The following is a 19,780-nucleotide window of genomic DNA, read 5'->3' as shown; positions in this document are numbered from 1 at the left end:
GACGCACGGCGGTTCCCGCCGACCCATGCAGCCACCGAAAGGAGCGTGAGCGTCATCGTGAAACGACCTCGGCTGGACGCGTGCCCGGCTTAGTCTATATCTGTTCTAAGGCTACAAGCTCTGCCATAAGCAGGCCGGCTTCGGCCCTTCCAAGGAGGAAAACAACGATGCGTCATCTCATCCTCGGCGCCGCATTCGCGCTGCTTCTGCCTGTCGCCGCCCAAGCCGAGGGCGATGCCGCCGCCGGCGAGAAGGCGTTCGCCCCCTGCAAGGCCTGCCACAACTTCGAGAAGAACGGCGTCGGCCCGACCCTGAAGGGCGTCGTCGGTGCGAAGGCCGGTGAGGGTGCCGACGGCTACGCCTTCTCCGATGCGCTGAAGAAGTCCGGCATCACCTGGGACGAGGCCAACCTCAAGGAGTGGCTCACCGACCCGAAGAAGAAGGTGCCCGGCACCAAGATGGTCTTCCCCGGCATCAAGGACCCGAAGAAGGTCGACGACATCATCGCCTACCTCAAGACCAAGTCCTGAGGCCTGCGCGGCCCGTCCGGGCCGCCTAGCGAAAAAGGAAAGCCGCCCCTCGGGGCGGCTTTTCTCGTTTGCAGCGCTCGGTGAACGGGGCAACGGGTCAGGGCGTCGCGCCTTCCGCGGGCATGTCGACGCTTCCCGCACGGGCGTGCAGCTCGTCGCGCATCAGGGCGAGATTCTCGAGAAGCGCCCGCCGCTCGTCGAGGGTCATCCCGGTCATGCCGCCCACCGTCAGCGGCAGGCAGTCCATCTTGCCCTTGAGCCCGCGGCCCTTCTCCGTGAGGAAGATGCTGACTTGGCGCTCATCCGGCCGGTCGCGGGCGCGGCGGACATGGCCCGAGGCTTCCAGGCGCTTGAGCAGCGGCGTGAGCGTGCCGGAATCGAGGAACAGCCGGCTGCCGATCTCCTTGACCGACAGACCCTCCTCCTCCCACAGCACCAGCAGGACGAGGTATTGCGGGTAGGTCAGTTCGTGGTGGGCCAGCAGGCTGCGGTAGGCGCGGCCGAAGGCATGTGCCGCCGCGTAAACGGCAAAGCAGAGCTGGTTATCGAGTAATTGCGGGTCATCGCGGCCCGTTTGACTCATGACACTCTTCCTCGGTGCGCGTACGGCGCACTGTCGTTTCGGACCCGCGGACGCGCCCGGCACCGGCAGATATGGGGGCGGCAAGCCGCCTTCGCGAATCGTTGGGCCGCCCCGCGACCGACCGCCGCCCGGCGCGGCTCTTCGCCGCTCCGCACCATGCGAACCGATGGCGGCTGCGCGGCAAGAATCCCTGCGACCGACCTAAGGCGCGGACTCTAAAGAAAAAACCTCGTGGGTACAATCGAACCACGCGCATGGCTTTCGCGGTCCTCCGCATGGAGGCAGCCCTCGTCCAGCCGGCCAGCGAAAATTAATCCGGGCGTACGGGAAAAATCGTGATCGGGGACGCGCTGTGAACACCGCGGCTCCGCTCCAAGCGGAGCGCACTGACCGCCCTCATCCGAGAGGCCGGCGACGTCCCTCCGGGCGACGCTCTACCCCTTGCCGCGCCCCGGCTCCTCGTCGGTCGGCTCGGCCGGACTGTCGATGGTGCAGGAGACCGCCTGCACCGCCGCATCCGCCACGGCGCGCTCGCTCGGCAGCGCGGCGATGACGCGGACCGTAGCGAAGCCGCGCCGGGACGGAGCGATGATGCGCACGTCGCGGGTCACCTCGCCGGCCACGTCGTTGGCCAGAGCCTCGTCGTACTGGGCGCGGGTCATCACCACGAGGTCGAGGCCGCCACGCACCGCCGCCTGGTCCGTCACGGCGTAGAAGGCGCCGCGGCGGCTATGCATCGAGACCGAGAGCATCAGCGAACCGGCCTGGGCCGAGACCCGCATCGGCCCGTCGTCGAGGTCGTAGGAGCACACGCCGACCGAGACCGAAGGGTCGGGATTGGGCAGCCACTCGCCGCCCGCCGCGGGCGGGCCGCCCGCAAGTCCGTGGATGCGCAAGGGATGGTCGAGGGTTTCGCTCGCCCGGGCGCGGGTGAAGGCGTCGCCCTCCGAGAAGCGCGGGATCGCCAGCACCGTGGCGATGTGGACGATGCCGGCGATGACGAGGCCGCAGGCGGTGGCGAGCCAGAAGGCGCTGCGGCTCATGATCCGCACCCCGTCCGCTCGATCGCCGGCAGGCTGTCACGGTCGAGCGAGCCGACGCTCGCCGCCACCGGGGTGTCGTAGAGGCGCAGCGCAAGCCGCACCGGACCGCTCGGACGCGGCATCGGCAGCCAGTTGCCGGGCTGGACCTCGGGGCTCAGCAGGATCGCGAAGCGGCCGTCGGTCTCACGCAGGATCTCGGTCGAAGTGAAGCCGGTCCGCACCGGCTCCTGCCCCGGCGGCAGCGCGCCGCGGCCCGTCACGGTGATCGTCCAGGCGCGGGCCGGGGGCGTGACGCCCGCGAGGCGGTAGCTGCAGCGGGCATCCAGCGTCCGCCCCTCGTCGTCGCTGGCGGCGGTGAGCAGCATGCCCTCGCCGACCGCGAGGGGAATGTCGCCGCGCCGGGCGTTGACGGCGCGGGCGTAGGGATCGGAATCGAGCGAGCCCGCCCGCGGCCAAGCGGTCCAGCTTCCGATCGACGTGCCGCCGAAGGGATAGCCGCCGCTCGTGGCGTAGTCGGCGCTGGCAAGGCCCAGCAGGCCGCCGAGGGTCAGCGCGTAGACGAACAGCCCGACCCGCGAGCTGCGCGTGGCGGCACCGCGGGCAAGGCGGCGCAGGCGCGAGGACGACTCCTCGCGTGCAGAACGTGCGGCCACCGGGCCGATCCCACTCGACAGGGCCATGCAGCCGGCCTCAAGGCGTTCCGAAACCACCGGAGGCGCGCGCGCCCTCGGCGACGTCGACCGGCGCGAGGCCGGGCGCCCGCATCCGCTCCGGAGCGACGGAGCCGGAGCGCGCCGAATCGGGTTTGCCAGACTCGTTCTTGGCGGCCGAGCGGCTGGTCTCGACGGTGCGGAACAGGCCGTTGAGGCCCGACAAGACCTCGAAGGAGCGGCGCGAGAGCCGACCGCTCGTGCTGGCGGCGGCCGCGGCCCCGTCGGCCTGGGCCTGGGCGACCTGCGGCGCGCCCTTGCGGTCGTTGAGGCCGGGCATCGGCTTCAGCTCGATGCCCTGGTGGGCGGGCGCCATGATCTCGTGCCACGTCATCGCGGGGAGCGAACCGCCGGTCATCTTGTTGGTCGGGCTGTGGTCGTCGTTGCCGTACCAGACGGCGCCGACATAGTTGCCGGTGTAGCCGACGAACCAGGCGTCGCGGTAGCCGTTCGTGGTGCCGGTCTTGCCCGCGACCTTCACGCCCTCGATCTGGGCCTTTCGCGCGGTGCCTTCCTCGACGACCTTGTTGAGCATGTAGTTCATGTCCGCCGTTACCTGGGACGAGAGCACCTGCACCGGCTTCTCGTCGGCGTGGCGGTAGATCACCTCGCCGCTGGAATTGCGCACCTCGGTGGCGACGTAGGGTTTGGCGACCCGTCCGCCATTGGCGAAGACGGCGAAGCCCGCGGCCTGATCCATCACCGTCACCTCGGTGGCGCCGATCGGCAGCGAGGGCGTGTCGGTGAGCGGCGTCGTCACGCCCATCGCCTTGGCGAGTTGGATGATCTTCTCGCGGCCCGCCTTGGCCGCCTTCCAGTCGTGGGTGATGCCGAGCCCCTTGCCGATGGCGGTGGTGACCTTGATCGGGATCGTGTTGACCGATTTCGCCACGGCGAGCCACATCGGCTGGCGGCCGGAATAGGAGCGGCCGTAGTTCTGCGGGCACCAGTTGCCGACGCAGACCGGCGAATCCACCACCGGCGTGTCCGGCTTGAACAGGCCCGAGGCCAAAGCCGCGGCGTAGACGTAGGGCTTGAACGAGGAGCCCGGCTGGCGCAGCGCATCGGTGGCGCGGTTGAACTGGCTCTCGCCGTAATCCGCGCCGCCGACCATGGCCCGCAGGGCGCCGTCGGGATCGAGGATCACCACACCCGCCTCGTCCACGTCGTACTGGTCGCCGAAGCGGCGCAGGGTGTTCTCCACCGCCTGATCGGCGGAACGCTGGATCGAGAGGTCGAGGGGCGTCTTGACGGTCAGCACGCGGTCGTTGCGGAGCTTGCCCGCATCCGCCATCCGCTTCACCTCGTTGAAGGCCCAATCGAGATAGTAGTCGGCGGTGATGTCCTTGGTGCGGGTCACCGGGGTGGCCGGGTTGCGCAGGGCCGTCTGGATCTGGCCCTCGGTGACGAAGCCGGCCTCGACCATGTTGTGCAGCACGTCCACCGCGCGGCTGCGGGCGGCGGGCAGGTTGACGTTGGGCGAGTACTTGGTCGGCGCCTTGAACAGGCCGGCGAGCATCGCGGCCTCCGCCAGCGTGACGTCCTGCAGGCGCTTGCCGAAATAGTAATCCGCCGCCGCCACCGCGCCGAAGGTGCCGCCGCCCATATAGGCGCGGTCGAGATAGAGCTTGAGAATCTGGTTCTTGGTCAGATGCGTTTCGAGCCAGAAGGCGAGGAACGCCTCGTTGATCTTGCGCTCCAGCGAGCGCTCGTTGGTGAGGAACAGGTTCTTGGCGAGCTGCTGCGTCAGCGTGGAGCCGCCCTGCATGTTGCCCCGGCCGGACGAGTTCGAGACCAGGGCGCGGGCGGTGCCGATCGGATCGATGCCCCAGTGCTCGTAGAAGCGCCGGTCCTCGGTCGAGAGCAGCGCCTTGATCATCAGCTCTGGGAAGTCGTCGAATTTGAGCGAGTCGTCGTGCTTGATCCCGCGGCGCCCGACCTCGGTGCCGTAGCGGTCGAGGAAGGTGACGGCGAGATCCTGCGCCTTGAGCCAGTTGTCGCTCGTCAGGTTGAAGGCGGGCTGGGCCAGGAACAGCAGCAGCAGCGCGCCCACCGTGCCGAGGGTGACGCCCTCGCTGGTGAGGTCGAGGGCATAGCGCTTCCAGCCACGAACCGAGAAGACCTGCATCCGCGCCTGGAAGCGCTCATAGGCCTCCGTCGTGGAATGGCCGCCCTCGTACAGGCTCGCATTGACCCAGGCGTCGAAGGCCAGGGCCGCGCGGCTGATCCGCGTCGTCAGCGTCTTGAGGCTGGGCAGGCGCAAGGCGGATTCCGGTTTCTCTCGGCGTGGTCCGGGTCGGCACGGAGCGGTGGTCCGGACAACGATCTCCCGATACGTTCTGTATCAGGACACGCGCCGGCCCGCGAGCTTTCGCTTCCGTTAAGGAACGCGAAACGCGGGCCGCCGACACCGCGGCGCCGGCAAACCCGGCATTAACCTTAAGATCCTGATGACAGCCGAATCCGGCGGGCGGATGGCGAGGTGCCCTGCCGTGCTTGCTCCCGGCGCCGCCATGCGGCAGGAGGGGCACCTGTCCCGAAACGAAACGATCGAAGGCGAGCGAGGCGCCCGATATGGCCGAGCGCAGCGACGGGCCGTTCTGGCGCGTGAAGACCCTTGAGGCGATGAGCCCGACGGAGTGGGAGAGCCTGTGCGACGGCTGCGGACGCTGCTGCCTGCTCAAGCTCGAGGACGACGATACCGGCGAGATCCACCACACTGATGTCGGTTGCACCCTGCTCGACACCCATACCTGCCGCTGCCGCGACTACCGCAACCGCGCCAAGCGCGTGCCGGACTGCGTGCGCCTGACCCCGGAGGCGGTGCGCACGATCCCCTGGCTGCCGCCGACCTGCGCCTACCGACTCGTGCGCGAGGGCCGCGACTTGCCCGCGTGGCATCCGCTGAAGACGGGCCGCCGGGCCAGCGTCCATGAGGCGGGGATCTCCGTGCGCGGGCGGGTTGCCGGCAACGAGGAGGAATTTGCCGAGGACGAGCTGATCGAGCGCATCGTCGCGTGGCCGGATGAGGCCGCCTGAGGGACAGACCGGCGGGAGGCTCAGGAGGAGGCTCAGGCCGCCCGCCGCAGAAACGGCAAGGGAGGCGGCGCCGGCAGAGGCGCCGGCAGCGGCAGGGCCGCCACGGCGAGACTGAAATCGAGGGCGACCTCGAACCCCTCCCGCCAGAGCGAGAGCGGTGTCGCCCGCGCGAGACGGATCGCGCCCTCGCTCTCGCCCTCGGTGAGGCGCACCTCGGCGCCGAGCCCCGCGACCAGCCGCCGCATGGGGGCATTGTGGGGCAGGCAGCGCAGGCGAAGCTCGGCGATGCCGTGGTTGCGGGCCGCCTCGGCCAGACGCCGCAGCAGCCTCGAACCGAGGCCCGAGCGCCGGAATCCCCGCTCGACCGTGAGCGCGACCTCCCCCGTCCGGGCATCCGTCCGCCCGACCCCGTATGGACGCAGTTCGCCGAGCGCCCGCAGGGTGCCGTCCACGAAGACGCCGACGACCAGACCGGGGGCTGTCATCGCCTGCGCCGCGTAGGCGGCGATCGTCCGGTCATTCATCGCGGCCATGAAGCGGCTCGCGCGGGTATCGGGGTCGAGGCGCAGGAAGAAGGCCTCCACCGCCGGTCCGTCGCTCGGCCAGAGCCGGCGCAGACTCGGTCCGCCCCACACGGTGCCGGGGACGCGGCCCGCAGGGGGGTCGATCGGAAACGTTGAGGGGGACATCGGGGACGCGAGAGAACTCTTGTGCTGAGCCGGATCGGCACTCCACCCGCGCGGCCTCCCTCTCCGGCGCGGACCGGACGGATCTGGTGCTTAACCGCCGGTGCCGCAATGCACCAAAGCGCATGGTCCGGGCCCAGGCCTGCATGGCTCGTCTGTCAGAGACCATCCCGGCACCGTGGCAGACGCCTTGCGGGCGTCTCACCACGCGTTCGCAGCATAAACCCAAATTTCTAGCATCATGTTATCTTTTATTTAAATTCTGAACGATACAATCCCCCTATGCGGCGAGAATCGAACTATATTAGAAACGAGGAGGGATCGACAGCTGTCGAGTTCGCCCTCGTCGGGACTGCATTCATTCTTACGCTCTTGTTTGTCATGGCGTCCTCGCTGGTATTCTACATGAATCAGGCGCTCGACAATGCGACCGCGCGGGCATCGCGTAAGATCCTGACCGGCGACCTCCAGTCACAATCGACGGCTGCTACGCTGACGAGTTTCAGAGAGAACGTCTGCAGCAATCTGCCGGCCGCATTTTCCTGCAGCAACCTCGTCATCAACCTCTACGTCGTACCGAAAGAGGTTCAGCCCAGCGGTTACTATTCTTTCGTCAGCGCCAACTTGGACGGCGTCCTCGTCTCCAACCTCGCGGCGGGCGCGGGTCAGTTCAACCTGGGCGGTCGCGGTGATTACCAATACCTGCAGGTCATCTACCCGATCATGTTTCTTCCGCCGCAGATCTCGTCCTGGCTGAGCGGCGGAGCGACCTTCGGCGGCAAGCCGGCCTATCTCGCGGTTTCAGCCGCGGCCTTTCGCAACGAGCAGTACTGATGGCGGCCGCCTCCCCCCGCCCGCCCGTTCCCGCGGTACGGCCCGAGTCCATCGGAGCAGGCGGCCGCAACTGTCACGGCAAGGCCCGGCCCGGAACCCTCCGTGCCGGTCTCCTCATGCGGATGCGGCGCTTCGGCGCGGCGGATGGGGGCCTGGCCGCCATCGAATTCGCACTGATCATGCCGACGCTGCTGTTCATCTTGTTCGCCGGAGCGCAGCTGATCGCCTACGTGGACGCGACGCGCAAAGTCGAACTCGTCGCCCATTCGATCAGCCAGATGATCTCGCAGGCAACGCCGCCCAAGGGCGAGACCGTCGCGCAGGTCAACGCCACCGACCTTCACTTCAGCTACGACGCGACACTCGTTCTGTTCCCCTACGTGATGAAGGATGCCAAGCGCCGCAAGGTCGCTTGGTGGGAGAATATCTCGATCAACTATGCCAGCATCAGATTCACGGCGAAGAATGCGGCATGCAAGTCCAATACTGATACCAGTGCCGACCTGAGCACCTGCTACGACGCCAATGTCGTCTGGACGACGACGGGCACGGCTCAGCCCGGCGGCAACAACTACCGCTCCTGCGATACGCCGCAATTGCCGGTCGCCGACGACGCAACGCCGAGTCGAACCACCCTGCCGCGCTCCTCCTACGGACCAGGATCGCTCGTGGCGATCGACGTGGTGTTTGATTTCCAGCCGACCTTCGGCTCGGGCCTCGTTCCCGCCATCCGGATCGCGCGGTCGGCCTATGTGCAGCCGCGCTACGCTTCGCTGGTGAGCTTCGACACGACCAATAACGACGGGATCGCAACCAAATGTACCGGCTACTGACCCGCGCGAACCGTCTGAAGGACCGAGCGGCGGCTCTGGCCTCCGACCGCGGCGGCAGCATCAACATCATGTTTGCCCTCGCCCTGCTTCCGACTCTGGGCCTCGTCGGCCTCGGCATCGATTACGGCATGGCGATCACGAGCAAGACCCGGCTCGACAACGCGGCGGACGCTGCCGTTCTCGCGGGCGTGGTGACGGCCAAGGAGTACATCGCTTCCAACGCAAAGCAGGGCGACGCGACGGCAGCCGGCCTCACGGCAGGCCGGAACCAAGCCACCAAGGCCTTCGCGATCAATACGGGCAAAGTCCCGTTCGCAACCGTCAGCGTGTCGAGACTCGACGTGACGCGGAGCGGGCAGACGCTGACGGCAACGGTCATCTACACGGCCACGATCCAGAACACCTTCGGCAAGATCTTAGGTTTGTCGTCGACGACGTTCACCAATACGATCACCGCCTCGGCTGATTTGGCGAGCTACCTTGATTTCTACCTGATGGTCGACGTGTCGGGCTCCATGGGTCTGCCGACGGCGGCGGCCGATGCCGAGAAACTCGCCAGTATCACCAAAGAAGATCAGGGAAACTGCCAATTCGCGTGCCACTTCCCCGGTCGAAAAGGCTGGAACAATGCTGCGGGCAAGATTCAGCTGCGGTCGGACGCGGTGAACAATGCGGTCTGCGAGCTGCTCAAGCGGGCCGCGACGCCGGTGGTGCCGAACCAGTACCGGATCGGTTTCTATCCCTTTATCAACCGATTGGCGACGCTCTCCCCCCTCAGCGATACGACGACGTCCATGACGGCCCTGAGAACGGCCGCGCAGTGCGACAAGACTTGGCCGCTGGCCTTCACCAATCTGCTCGATACCGGCAGCACGCAGCTCTTCACCGGCAACAATCCAACCACCGGCACCGGCAGCGGAGGCACCCATTTCGAGAAGGCCCTGCCGCAGATGAAGGCGACCATCCAGCCCTATGGCGACGGCTCGTCCACGACGAACTCGAAGCCCTTCGTGTTCCTGATCACGGACGGCATGCAGAACAGCCAATCCTACTCCACAAACAACGATGCGAGGACGTTCCCCGGCAGTCCTTCCCTTTTCAAAGGCTACGGCAATGCCGGCTGGGACGGATCACAGCCCGCGCAGATCGATCCGAGCAAGTGCAAAGAGCTGAAAGACGCAGGCGCAATCATCTCGATCCTGTACATTCCGTACAACCAAGTCAAAAACTACACCAATGACAGCTACATTGTCTGGGAAAACAACCGAGTGAACGGATTCAGCCCAACGTTGGCCGATCCGCTTCGGAAGTGTGCTTCGCAAGGTTTCTTCTACACGGCCAATAGCGCGGACGATATCACTGCATCGCTCGGCGCGATGTTCGATCAAGCGCTGAGAGTGGCGCGCATCACCCAGTAGGGTCGGCCGTTGGCCGATCGCGGCCGCATCGCGGCTCGCCCCGCGGTCCTGCTTCGGATCGCGGCGGATGTATGCGCGGTTGACCCGGGCCGGCTTGATCGGCGTGCTGCGGCGCGGCAGAGCGGGGGCGAGCCCCATCGCCCCTCTCCTCCGCCGGCGCGCTCGCCGGAAGAGACGCTTCCTCACGCAAACGATCGGCCGGGATGCCCGAGAGTCACACCCCCTCCGACCATGCCCGCGCCGGCGCGGTCTCGCCCGGCCCCGTCCGCGAGCGCTACGATGCCCTGGTCGCCTCGGGCGCGATCGAGCGCGACCCGGCGCAAATCCGCCTCGTCCAGGCCCTCGACCGGCTGCTGCCGAACCTGGAGCGCCGCCGCCGTGCCAAGAAGGGCAGCGCCCTGGGCTGGCTGTTCGGCCGCAAGGACGACGATGCCGGGCCGCCCAAGGGACTCTACATCTGGGGCTCGGTCGGGCGCGGCAAGACCATGTTGATGGACCTGTTCCACGAGGCCGCGCCGGGACCCAAGCGCCGAGTTCACTTCCATGGCTTCCTCGCCGACGCGCATGAGCGCATCCACGCCCACCGTCAGGCCCTGAAGCGGGGCGAGGTGAAGGGCGACGACCCGATCCCGCCGGTGGCCGAGGCACTGGCGGCAGAGGCGACGCTGCTCTGCTTCGACGAATTCACCGTAACCGACATCGCCGACGCGATGATCCTGGGACGCCTGTTCGGCGCCCTGTTCAAGCACGGGGTGACGGTGGTGGCGACGTCGAACGTCGAGCCCGACCGGCTCTACGAGGGCGGCCTCAACCGTGCCCTGTTCCTGCCCTTCGTGGCGGAGTTGAAGGCGCGGGTCGAGGTGCTGCGCCTCGATTCCCGCACCGATTTCCGCCTGGAGAAGCTCGGCGGCACTTCGGTCTACCACGTGCCGGCGGATGCGGCGGCCGATCAGTCCCTCGACGCCGCCTTCAAGGCGCTCACGGGGCGCGCGAAGGGCAAGCCGGGCACGGTGCAGGTGAAGGGCCGCGCCGTGCCGGTGCCGGAGGAGGCCGGCGGCGTCGCCCGCTTCGGCTTCGACGACCTGTGCCGCAAGCCGCTCGGCGCCTCCGACTACATGGCGCTTGCCGACCACTTCCACACCGTGATCGTCTCGGGGATTCCGGTGATGGGCGAGGCGGAGCGCAACGAGGCCAAGCGCTTCATCACCCTCATCGACACGCTCTACGACGCGCATGTGAAGCTCATCGCTTCGGCCGCGGCGGAGCCGACGGGCCTCTACACCGCGGCGGAAGGCCGGGAGGCCTTCGAGTTCGAGCGCACCGCCTCACGCCTGATCGAGATGCGCTCGGAGGAATATCTCGGCACGCCGCATGGGCGGGCGCCGTCCGAGTCGAGCGCGGGCCTGGCCGAAACGTAGAATCGTATCCGACCCGATCGCATCGGGCCGGCGCCTCTCGGTCTTTGTCTCGACGCGCCTTCGTTCGACGAACCGGTGACCCCTTCGTCGCAATGCGCTCTAAGCCCCCTCCCCCGCAGCCCCGGGCTTCGCCCGCGGCAGCGGCCGGCTGAGATAGGGCGAGCCCGGCACGAGGAACCGCCAGGGCGCCTCGATCCCGCGGCTGATGCCGATGCGGGTCGTTGCCGCGACCGTCAGAGGCCCACGCGGCGGCTCGAGGGCGAAGGGGGGCCGGTCGAGGGGCAGGCCGTCATGCGAGAGGTCGATGCCGAGCGCCTGGGCGAGCCGGCCCGGCCCGGCACAGAGGAGGCGCGGCGCGTCGAGGCCGCGGCGGGCCCGCATCGTCTCCAGGCCCGCGCTCGGTTCGAGCGCGCGCAAGAGTACGGCGCTGCCGGTCTCGCAGACGAGGTTCAGGCACCAGTGCAGGCCGTAGGAGCGGTAGACGTAGGCACGGCCCGGCGGCCCGAACATGCTGGCGTTGCGCCGGGTCGGCCCGCCGAAGCTGTGGGAGGCCGGGTCGGTCCGGTCATAAGCCTCGGTCTCGACGATGACGCCGCCGACCCCGTCCACGAACAGCCGGTGGCCGATCAGGGCGGCGGCGACCGTCGCCGCGGGTCGATCGAAGAAGGCCGGGCCCATCGCGCCTGCGCCGGTCCGGCTCAGGAGGCCTTCTGCAACTCGGCCCGCACCCGGGCGACGCCCGGGGGCTTGAGTTCCAGCGCCAGCCGCACCGCGTCCTCGAGATAGGCCTGGGGCGTGATCCCGGCCCGGCCCGCCGCCCGCGACAGGGCGTTGGCCAGATCCGCGCTCAGCGCCACCTGCACGGTCTTAGTGTGCGCAGGCGATGGCACAGGCGGCTCCGGCACGGGATCGGCCGGCGGGAGCGTCGCCTCCCCCGACGTCGTTCCACTCAGAGCCTCCCGCCGGCCCAGCGCCGCGAGACGGTCGGCGCGCTCGTTGCCGGCCTCGCCGGCATGGCCGCGCACCCAGGTCCAGCGCACGTCACGGGCTGCGGCCAGCGCGTCGAGGCGCTGCATCAGGTCGATGTTCTTCACCGGCCCCGTGGCGGTGCGCCACCCCCGCGCCTTCCAGCCGCGCATCCACTCGGTGACCGACTTCACCACGTACTGGCTGTCGCAGCGCATCTCGATGGAGGCGCCTTCCGGGAAATGCTCCAGGGCGCGGATCGCCGCGGTCAATTCCATGCGGTTGTTGGTGGTGGCGCGGTCGCCGCCATGCAGTTCGACGGTGCCGGCGGGATCCTGGATCACCACGCCCCAGCCGCCGGGGCCAGGATTGGGGTCGCAGCCGCCATCCGCGTAGACGATGGTTCGCATCGGTCCTGTTCGCTCCGGGCCCTGTGCCTGCCGACTTCGAAGCGAGGCTAATACTTGGCCACCACGGGCTGCGCCACCACCGGCGCGGCCAGCACCGCCTGCGCCGGAGGCTCGATGAGCCCGCAGCGGGCCGCGGCGTCCGGCGGCAGCAGCGGATCGAGCAGCGCCCGGCGCCCTTCGAGGAAGGTGATCGCCTGCTCGGCCGGAGCCGCCTCGCGGCCGGGCATCTCGATCAGGAAATGTTCGAGCGCGTAGCGGTAGCGGGCGATGCGCAGGGCCGTTTCGAGCCGCGTCCAGGCCACGATGCAGCGGTTCTCCGCGACCCGCATCGCCGCCTGCTTCACGTCCCCGTCGTCGAGGCTCTTGGAGAACGGCAGGGCACGCAGGCGAACCCCGTCCGCGGCGAAGACGCGCTCGGCAATGGCTGCGAAGGGCGGGATCAGCCGGCCGTCGGCGACCGCGTCGTCCGACAACCTGCGGTAGCGCGAGTAGGGAGAACGAAACGCTTCGGAGATCAAATCGTTGTGATAGGCGGGGATGTCGTCGGTTCGCCAGCGTGGCGGCAGGACGCGGGCGCGGGTCAGGTTGGCGAGCGCATCCTCGAAGGCGGAACGGGTGTCGGCGGGCATCAAGAACCGCCACGCACGATCCCGCAGGATGGTCTCGTCGTCGGTGAGCGGAAAGACCGAGGCCGGTGCGCCGCGCTCGCGGGCCGCCAGCGTCCCGGTGGTCTCGATCAGGCTGTTCCAGGCGCTCGGGGCCGGGCGTCCGAAATCCCCCTCCTGTGCGCAGGCGCCCAGCAGCAGCAGAAGCGGGCCGAGTGCGCGGGCGCCGGGGGCCATCACGAGCGGCGGCGGCGCGGAACCGGCAGCGCCTCCGCGTCCGGCATCCTCTCATAGCGCACGCCGGTGAACAGCAGGATCTGACCCCGCGGTGCGTCGTCCGCCTCGCGGCGGAAGCGGCGGGTCGTCGCGGGCGCGAAGGGGACGACGGAGCCCGTCGGGGTGCGGTCCCGGTGGGCCGGCGCCGTCGGAGCCGACGAGAGAAGAAGCGAGGACGTCTTTGAAGGAGGCATGAACCAGTCCCGTCGATGTGTGTGGCGGCCGGCTTCCACCCCGCCACGCCCCGGAAGGGACCGGCAGCGGAATGGGCGCTCCTCGTGAGCGGGACGGGCCCGCCCCGGCCGGGCGATCTCGGGAAAAGCTCAGCACGACGTGGTTAACGGAGTGTTTCAACGCACGCGGCATCCGGGCCGTGGGTGGGCCGATGCGCTGCCTTCCTCACCACCTGTCACGCCACCGGCACAGTCCTTGCAATGCCCGTCCTGCCCATGGCGGGCGTTTCCTCCCTTGACTCCGGCCCCGCGCGAGCCCGCTGCGGGGCCGTTCTTTGAGAGCCCTGTTTCCGGGCTTGCCGAAGCCCAGGCCGGGCGCCGCGATGCCGACGCAACGACGGCGTGCTGCGCTTGCTAACGAGGGGCGATGCCCGATATGCGGGGCCAACTCATCTTCGATCGAGCGAAGGACAAGGCAGGATGCGTCCGGACTTCTCACGATTTGGCAGCCTGGTGCGCGGCAGGTCCCCGGCCCTGAAACTGGTTCCCCTCGCCCTGCTCGCGGTGGCGGCGGCGAGCCCGGCCCAGGCCCAGCGCGACGACCAGGGGCTCCAGCTCGGCTGTGCCAACGACTATTTCCGGCTCTGCGCCGGCGTCGATCCGAACAGCCCGGATGCCGATGCCTGCATGACCCGCAACCGCCCTCGCCTCTCGCCGGAGTGCAAGGCCGCGATCAGCGACTACGACCGGCGCACCGGCGGCAGTTCGCAGTCCCGCGGCCAGCGCTAGGGCGCATTTCGACGAAGGGGTCACCGGTTCGTCGAAATGCGCGTCACAACGCCGACCTAGAGCTGCCGGCCTGACGCGGTCAGGCCGGACACGGCTCGAGGAGCCTGTCCCGACACGGCGCGTGCCGGCTTTTGGGACGGGGCACGAACCACAGGATCGACCGGCGCGGGCTCGCGGCGAGCCCGCTGTTTCGGCAGACCGTGCAGCAATCCGGGGACGAGCATGGCGTTGACCGTCGCGGTCCAGATGGACCCGATCCAGTCGATCCGTATCGCGGGCGACACCACCTTCGGCCTGATGCTGGAGGCACAGGCCCGGGGCCACAGCCTCTACACCTACACGCCGGACCGGCTCTCGATGCAGGGCCGGCTGGTGACCGCCTATGCCCAGCCGGTGACGGTCCAGGATGTCGAGGGCGCCCATGCGAACCTCGGGGGCCCGGAGCGGATCGACCTCGCGCAGGTCGACGTGGTGCTCATGCGCCAGGATCCGCCCTTCGACATGGCCTATGTCACGGCCACGCACATGCTGGAAAAGGTGGCCGGGCGTACCCTCGTGGTCAACGATCCGGCCGAGGTCCGGAACGCGCCGGAGAAGTTGTTCGTCCTCGACTTCCCCGAACTGATGCCGCCGACCCTGATCTCCCGCGACCGCGCCGAGATCGAGGCGTTCCGCAAGGAGCACGGCACGATCGCGATGAAGCCGCTGCACGGGCATGGCGGCGCGGCGGTGTTCCGGGTCTCGGAGGAGGATCCGAATTTCGGCTCGATGTTCGACCTGTTCTCCGCCACCTTCCGCGAGCAATGGGTGGTGCAGCGCTTCCTCGAAAAGATCACCGAGGGCGACAAGCGCATCATCCTTGTGGACGGCGAGCCGATGGGCGCAATCAACCGCGTGCCCGCCAAGGGCGACATCCGCTCCAACATGGTCCGCGGGGGCGCGGCGGGCGCCTCGGAGCTGACCGAGCGGGAGCGCGAGATCTGCGCCACGATCGGGCCGGAGCTGCGGCGGCGCGGCCTGATCCTCGTCGGCATCGACGTGATCGACGGGCACCTCACCGAGATCAACGTCACCTCCCCCACCGGCATCCGTACCATCAAGCGGCTCGGCGGCCCCGATCTCGCGGTGTCGGTCTGGGACGCGATCGAGGCGCGGCTTTCGGCCCGTCGCAGCGCCGGGGCCTGACCGGTCGCCCGACACCGCCTCGTCCGAGCGGGCCGCCGCGGCTCTGAGCTTCTGTTCTGACGCGCACTCCTGCGCCGAACCGGTGACCACTTCGGCGGAGAACGTTCTAGCGGAAGACTGGAAGCCCGAGCCCGATCAGGACGAGGCCGGCGATCAGCAGCCCTCCCGCGAAGGTCTCGGCGAGCGCCGCGCGCGCACCGAAACGCGGCGCCTGGGCCGCCAGCCCGACCCCTGCGACGAGGCAGACGGTGCTCGCGACCATCAGCACGAGCATCCCAGCGAAATGGCAGACGGCCGACGGCGCATGGGGCCCGGCCGGCCGGACCGGGCGGTTACCGGGCACACGAAACGTTGCCGACCAGGGCGCGACGGCGCGGGCATCGATCGGGGTACCGGACTCACAATCGGGCTTGGCATCAAACTTGGCATCGGACGAGACCTGGCCGCCGCGTCCGCGGAGGACGGCGGGACAATGGGGAATAGCGCGGGTGCGCCGCGGACGGCACGCCGAGGCGCGGCCAATGCCGGCACGGTCCTGTCCGGCGCACTCATGACAGTCGCCGTCAGTCCCGGACGCACCGACGGCCCGGCCCTTAACGCATGCGCAGGGGATTTCCGAGTAATCTGCAGTTGAATTTACCGATCATGCACATCCGCCCTGTCCAGAAATCTGATCAGACACAAACGATGACCGCCGGAAATTGGTTTCGGCATCGAAGCCCCGAATACGAATTTTCATGAAATTTGCCGCCCATCCGCAGCTCAGTATCAGAGGCATGATAATTACAAGTTGCATTCGTCTAGAAGCAGCCGAGAGGGTTCTTCATCCCGTCGATCCCACACCGATGATCTGAGATCACGATCGAGATACTTGTATCGCCGCCCCAGCGCGACCGGAAAACCGGAACTGCGGCGTCCCGACCGCCGACGATTTACGCCTCGGCCCGCGGCGTCGCGTTGAGCTCGGCCCAGTCGAGTTCCTGCTCCAGAACGAAGTAGGCGTCGTCGCCGATCCGGCCGTTCCGGCGCAGGGCGAGGAGGCGGTCGCGGGCGGCGTGGATCGCGCGGCGGCGGGGCTCGTCGGTCGGCAGGCCTTCCGGCGCAAGGCCCTCCTCATGCGCCTCGGCTTGAGCCAGGGCGGCGTGGAACTCCCGGCGCAGGGCGTCCGCCGCCTCCGACTCGTCGCCCTTCAGGGCATCGACGGCGGCTCCGTAGGCCTCGGCCCGCGCCCGGCCGACCTCGTGCCCGACCGGATCGCTGTCCTCCAGCCCGAGACGCGCCAGGATCGGGCGCAGGGTCAGCCCCTGCACCACCAATGTACCGATCACGACGCAGAAGGCGGTGAGCACGATCAAGTCGCGATAGGGGAATTCGCGGCCCTCGGGGCCGCCCTCGGGCAGGGCGAGGGCCGTGGCGATGGTGACGAGGCCGCGCATCCCCGACCACGAGACGGCGAAACCCGCACCGAGGCCGAGGTCGCGGGTCGGGCGCAGATCGTCGGGATGGACGGAGCCGCTGCCGAAGCCGACGCGGCGGACGGCGCTGGCCGGCAGGACCCAGGCGATGCGGACGAGGATCACGGTTACGACCACCGCCCCGGCGACGGAGGCGTAGGCGAATTCCTGCTCGGGCGTCATCCGAGAAAGGATCGGGCCGATCTGCTCGCCGATGAGCACGAAGGCGAGGACGTTGAGGACGAAGATCGCCGTCTCCCAGACCGCGTTCGAGATCACCCGCAGGCGCGGCGAGGTCTGGCCGGGGGCGCGGCGGGCCACGGTGATGGCGAAGCTCACCACGGTCAGCACGCCGGACAGCTCCATCGCCTCGGCGGCGATCCACAGGCCGAAGGCGGCAGCGAACTGAAGCACGATGACGCTCACCGGCTCCTCGACCCGGCGCAGGATCCGCAAGTAGACGAGCGCGGCGAGCGGCCCCGCCACGAGGCTGCCGACGACGCCGATCGCGAAGGCCGGCGCTACCTCGGAGACGGAGAAATGGCCGGTCACCGCCGCGGCCACGCCGAGGCGGTAGATCAGCAGCGAGGCGGCGTCGTTCAGGAGGCTCTCGCCCCGCAGGATCGTGGCGAGGCGGTGCGGCAGGGAGACGTGGCCGAGCACCGAGAGCGCCGCCACGGCGTCGGGCGGGGCGACGACGGCGCCGAGCACGATGGCGGCGGCGAGCGGCATGTCCGGCACCAGCCACAGGGCAACCGCGGCGACCGCCGCCGTGGTCGCCGCCACCGCCCCGACGGCGAGACCGGCGATGGGGCGGGCATTGCGCACGAGGTCGCGCAGCGAGGTGCTGTAGCCCGCATCCATCAGCACGGGCGCGAGGAACAGGGCGAGCGCCAGTTCCGGATCGAGGCTGAGGCTCGGCATGCCGGGCAGGAAGGCAAGGCCGACGCCCCCCAGCGCCAGGAAGGCGGGGTACGGCGCGCGCAGGCGCCGCGCCAGCGCGGCGAGAAGAACCGCGCCGACCAGGACGCCGACGATCCAGTGAAACACGAACATGAAGGGAAACGGGGTCCGACGCGCCTCCGCCGATGACGGTGGCGACGAAACGCCGGGCGGCCGAAAATCTTTCCGAACTTTCCCGGCAGCGTTCAGACCGGCTGGGCGGCGATGAGGTCGCGCAGGGTCGTGATCGTCGAGGAATCGGCGACGCCGTCGATGCGCGCCGGCCGGAAATGGCGCTGGAAGGCGGTGACGACCGCGCCCGTCGCCGCGTCGAACTGGCCGGTGACCGGCTGCGCGTAGCCGTAGAGGGCGAGCATGGCCTGCAGGGCCTCGACAGGCTGGCCGGTCTCGCCCATGGCGAGGAAGCGCCCGTCGCGCACCGGCGCCGGCGGCACCCAGTGCCCGACCCCCTCCTGCGCCAAGCGTTCCCAGGGAAAGTTCTCGCCCGGATCCTCCTTGCGGGCGGGGGCCACGTCGGAATGGGCGAGCACGCGGGGGGCCGGGATCGCCCGACGGACGACGATGTCGCGGGCCAGCCGCGTGACCGCCGCGATCTGCACCTCCGGATAGGGCGGAAGCCCGCCGGCATGGCCGGGATGGGCGATCTCGATGCCGATGGATCGCGAGTTGATGTCGCGCGTCCCCGCCCAGGCCGCCGCCCCGGCATGCCAGGCCCGGTCGGCCTCCGGCACCATCTGTACGACGCGCCCGTCCTCGAACACGAAGTAGTGCGCCGAAACCTCGGCGGAGGGATCGCACAGGCGCTCCAGCGCGCCCTGCGCCGTCGGCATGCCGGTGTAGTGCAGGATCAGCATGTCGAGGCTGTCCCCGACGCGCGCCCCGCGGTTGGGCGAGGCGACGACGTCCCGCACCAGAGAGCTGTCCGGGGAAAAGCTCACGTCAGACCCCGCTCGGCGGCGATCCGATCCCAGGCGGCGTTGATGGCGGCGAGCCGGCGCGTGGCGATCGCCACCGCCTCCGGCGGCAGGCCGCGGGCCAGCGCCCGGTCGGGGTGGTTCTCGGCCACCAAGCGGCGGTACTGCGCCTTGAGGGCGGCCGCATCGGTCGAGGCGTCGAGGCCGAGCACGAGGTAGGGATCGTCGGCGAGCCGCACATGCCGGGCGGCGATCCGGCGGAAGCCCGCCTCGTCGAGGCCGAAGATCCCGGCCACCGCGCGCAGGTAGCGCTCCTCGCCCTCGTGAATGGCCCCGTCGGCGGTGGCGATGTGGAACAGGCCGTCGAGCACGTCCTCGAGCAGCGCCGGCTCCTCGCCGAAGGTCGTGGCGAGCTGCCCGGCATAGGCCTCGAAGCCGTCGGTCGTCGCCTTGGCGAGATCGAACAGGCGCTGCACGCCCGCCCGCGCCTCGGGCTCGACCTGCACCACGCGCTCGAAGGCCCGGACCTCGGACTCGGTCACGACGCCGTCGGACTTCGCCATCTTGGCCGCGAGCGCCACCAGCCCCGTCGTGAACACCACGTCCCGCGGCGTCGGCCCGAAGGGCGCGCCCTGGCGATCGACGAGGAAGTGCCCGGCGACCCCGCCGACCAGCGCCCCGATCGGTCCGCCGACCAGCACGCCGATCCCGGCCCCGCCGATCTTACCCCACAGGCCGGTGCTCATCGGGCACCGCCCGCGGCGAGGGGGCGGAGGCGGACGAGATCCAGTGCGGGTAGAGGCGCAGGCAAGGGCGGTTCCGAGGTCATTGGGCGGGAGCGTCGCTCACGGCTTAACGCCGCAAAGCGTATCGCGGCGCAAGCCCGGTGCTTTAACCGACCTCAAAAGGAAAGGGCCGGGGCTCACCGCCCCGGCCCTTTCCGCAGCCATG

General features: G+C 69.2%; 21 protein-coding genes. 8 read left to right on the top strand and 13 right to left on the bottom strand.

The window, feature by feature from the left end; genetic code table 11:
• The first annotated feature begins 167 nt into the window (after positions 1-167).
• On the top strand, positions 168-530 hold the full coding sequence (locus HNR51_RS22525) for a c-type cytochrome (RefSeq protein WP_012452794.1): 363 nt from the start codon (positions 168-170) through the stop codon (positions 528-530).
• A 97-nt stretch (positions 531-627) separates the two neighbouring features.
• Here the strand turns inward: HNR51_RS22525 and HNR51_RS22520 are convergent, their stop codons facing one another.
• From HNR51_RS22520 to HNR51_RS22505, 4 genes are all read right to left on the bottom strand, one after another.
• Entirely contained in the window at positions 628-1,113 is a 486-nt protein-coding gene (locus HNR51_RS22520) for a MarR family winged helix-turn-helix transcriptional regulator (RefSeq protein ID WP_141950460.1), read from the bottom strand.
• Positions 1,114-1,547: 434 nt separating this feature from the next.
• Positions 1,548-2,156, bottom strand: coding sequence for a DUF1254 domain-containing protein (locus HNR51_RS22515; RefSeq protein ID WP_012452796.1), 609 nt, complete (start codon positions 2,154-2,156; stop codon positions 1,548-1,550).
• Positions 2,153-2,836 carry a DUF1214 domain-containing protein gene (locus tag HNR51_RS22510; protein ID WP_012452797.1) on the bottom strand — a complete coding sequence of 228 codons (684 nt, stop codon included), beginning with the start codon at positions 2,834-2,836 and terminating at the stop codon, positions 2,153-2,155. Before HNR51_RS22510 ends, HNR51_RS22515 begins: the two co-directional genes overlap by 4 nt.
• A 10-nt stretch (positions 2,837-2,846) precedes the next feature.
• A complete protein-coding gene (locus tag HNR51_RS22505; protein WP_182556417.1) occupies positions 2,847-5,129 on the bottom strand; it encodes a transglycosylase domain-containing protein in 2,283 nt (760 codons plus the stop codon).
• Between the two features lie 311 nt (positions 5,130-5,440).
• Here HNR51_RS22505 and HNR51_RS22500 point away from each other — a divergent pair, with 311 nt between their 5' ends.
• Positions 5,441-5,905: a YcgN family cysteine cluster protein gene (locus tag HNR51_RS22500; protein WP_141950463.1), complete on the top strand. Its 465-nt coding sequence runs from the start codon at positions 5,441-5,443 to the stop codon at positions 5,903-5,905.
• A 32-nt stretch (positions 5,906-5,937) separates the two neighbouring features.
• Here the strand turns inward: HNR51_RS22500 and HNR51_RS22495 are convergent, their stop codons facing one another.
• Positions 5,938-6,594, bottom strand: a complete 657-nt coding sequence (locus HNR51_RS22495) for a GNAT family N-acetyltransferase (protein ID WP_182556416.1) — start codon at positions 6,592-6,594, stop codon at positions 5,938-5,940.
• Positions 6,595-6,873: 279 nt separating this feature from the next.
• Here HNR51_RS22495 and HNR51_RS22490 point away from each other — a divergent pair, with 279 nt between their 5' ends.
• The 4 genes from HNR51_RS22490 (at position 6,874) to zapE (ending at position 11,094) form a co-directional block, all read left to right on the top strand.
• Positions 6,874-7,425: a TadE/TadG family type IV pilus assembly protein gene (locus HNR51_RS22490; protein WP_141950465.1), complete on the top strand. Its 552-nt coding sequence runs from the start codon at positions 6,874-6,876 to the stop codon at positions 7,423-7,425.
• Between the two features lie 116 nt (positions 7,426-7,541).
• Entirely contained in the window at positions 7,542-8,258 is a 717-nt protein-coding gene (locus HNR51_RS22485; protein WP_373325214.1) for a TadE/TadG family type IV pilus assembly protein, read from the top strand.
• Positions 8,243-9,676 carry a TadE/TadG family type IV pilus assembly protein gene (locus HNR51_RS22480; RefSeq protein ID WP_182556414.1) on the top strand — a complete coding sequence of 478 codons (1,434 nt, stop codon included), beginning with the start codon at positions 8,243-8,245 and terminating at the stop codon, positions 9,674-9,676. Before HNR51_RS22485 ends, HNR51_RS22480 begins: the two co-directional genes overlap by 16 nt.
• 203 nt (positions 9,677-9,879) lie before the next feature.
• Positions 9,880-11,094: a cell division protein ZapE gene (gene zapE, locus HNR51_RS22475; RefSeq protein ID WP_182556413.1), complete on the top strand. Its 1,215-nt coding sequence runs from the start codon at positions 9,880-9,882 to the stop codon at positions 11,092-11,094.
• A 99-nt stretch (positions 11,095-11,193) separates the two neighbouring features.
• Here the strand turns inward: zapE and HNR51_RS22470 are convergent, their stop codons facing one another.
• Genes HNR51_RS22470 through HNR51_RS22455 form a run of 4 tightly spaced genes read right to left on the bottom strand, consistent with a single transcriptional unit; the run spans position 11,194 to position 13,545 of the window.
• Positions 11,194-11,772, bottom strand: a complete 579-nt coding sequence (locus HNR51_RS22470) for a DNA-3-methyladenine glycosylase (protein ID WP_182556412.1) — start codon at positions 11,770-11,772, stop codon at positions 11,194-11,196.
• Positions 11,773-11,792: 20 nt separating this feature from the next.
• Positions 11,793-12,470 (bottom strand): ribonuclease HI, encoded by a 678-nt coding sequence (rnhA, locus tag HNR51_RS22465; protein ID WP_182556411.1) that lies wholly within the window; start codon positions 12,468-12,470, stop codon positions 11,793-11,795.
• A 47-nt stretch (positions 12,471-12,517) separates the two neighbouring features.
• Positions 12,518-13,312: a hypothetical protein gene (locus HNR51_RS22460; protein ID WP_210280197.1), complete on the bottom strand. Its 795-nt coding sequence runs from the start codon at positions 13,310-13,312 to the stop codon at positions 12,518-12,520.
• Complete coding sequence (locus HNR51_RS22455; protein ID WP_152275960.1) at positions 13,312-13,545, bottom strand: hypothetical protein; 234 nt, start codon at positions 13,543-13,545, stop codon at positions 13,312-13,314. Before HNR51_RS22455 ends, HNR51_RS22460 begins: the two co-directional genes overlap by 1 nt.
• A gap of 459 nt (positions 13,546-14,004) precedes the next feature.
• Here HNR51_RS22455 and HNR51_RS22450 point away from each other — a divergent pair, with 459 nt between their 5' ends.
• Together HNR51_RS22450 and gshB are read left to right on the top strand one after the other, a co-directional pair.
• Positions 14,005-14,313: a hypothetical protein gene (locus tag HNR51_RS22450; protein WP_141950472.1), complete on the top strand. Its 309-nt coding sequence runs from the start codon at positions 14,005-14,007 to the stop codon at positions 14,311-14,313.
• 222 nt (positions 14,314-14,535) lie between these two features.
• A complete protein-coding gene (gene gshB / locus HNR51_RS22445) occupies positions 14,536-15,498 on the top strand; it encodes a glutathione synthase (RefSeq protein WP_182556409.1) in 963 nt (320 codons plus the stop codon).
• Between the two features lie 106 nt (positions 15,499-15,604).
• Here the strand turns inward: gshB and HNR51_RS22440 are convergent, their stop codons facing one another.
• From HNR51_RS22440 to HNR51_RS22425, 4 genes are all read right to left on the bottom strand, one after another.
• Positions 15,605-15,760 (bottom strand): hypothetical protein, encoded by a 156-nt coding sequence (locus tag HNR51_RS22440; protein WP_165608582.1) that lies wholly within the window; start codon positions 15,758-15,760, stop codon positions 15,605-15,607.
• A gap of 670 nt (positions 15,761-16,430) precedes the next feature.
• A complete protein-coding gene (locus tag HNR51_RS22435) occupies positions 16,431-18,008 on the bottom strand; it encodes a cation:proton antiporter (protein ID WP_182556408.1) in 1,578 nt (525 codons plus the stop codon).
• A gap of 92 nt (positions 18,009-18,100) precedes the next feature.
• A complete protein-coding gene (locus HNR51_RS22430; protein ID WP_012452813.1) occupies positions 18,101-18,853 on the bottom strand; it encodes an N-acetylmuramoyl-L-alanine amidase in 753 nt (250 codons plus the stop codon).
• Positions 18,850-19,575, bottom strand: a complete 726-nt coding sequence (locus HNR51_RS22425; RefSeq protein WP_012452814.1) for a TerB family tellurite resistance protein — start codon at positions 19,573-19,575, stop codon at positions 18,850-18,852. The genes HNR51_RS22430 and HNR51_RS22425 overlap by 4 nt, the downstream gene beginning before the upstream one ends.
• Positions 19,576-19,780 lie beyond the last annotated feature (205 nt).

This window comes from Methylorubrum thiocyanatum (assembly GCA_014138645.1).
In the GTDB taxonomy this organism is placed as follows: domain Bacteria; phylum Pseudomonadota; class Alphaproteobacteria; order Rhizobiales; family Beijerinckiaceae; genus Methylobacterium; species Methylobacterium thiocyanatum.
This window is presented reverse-complemented; position numbering and strand designations above follow the sequence as displayed.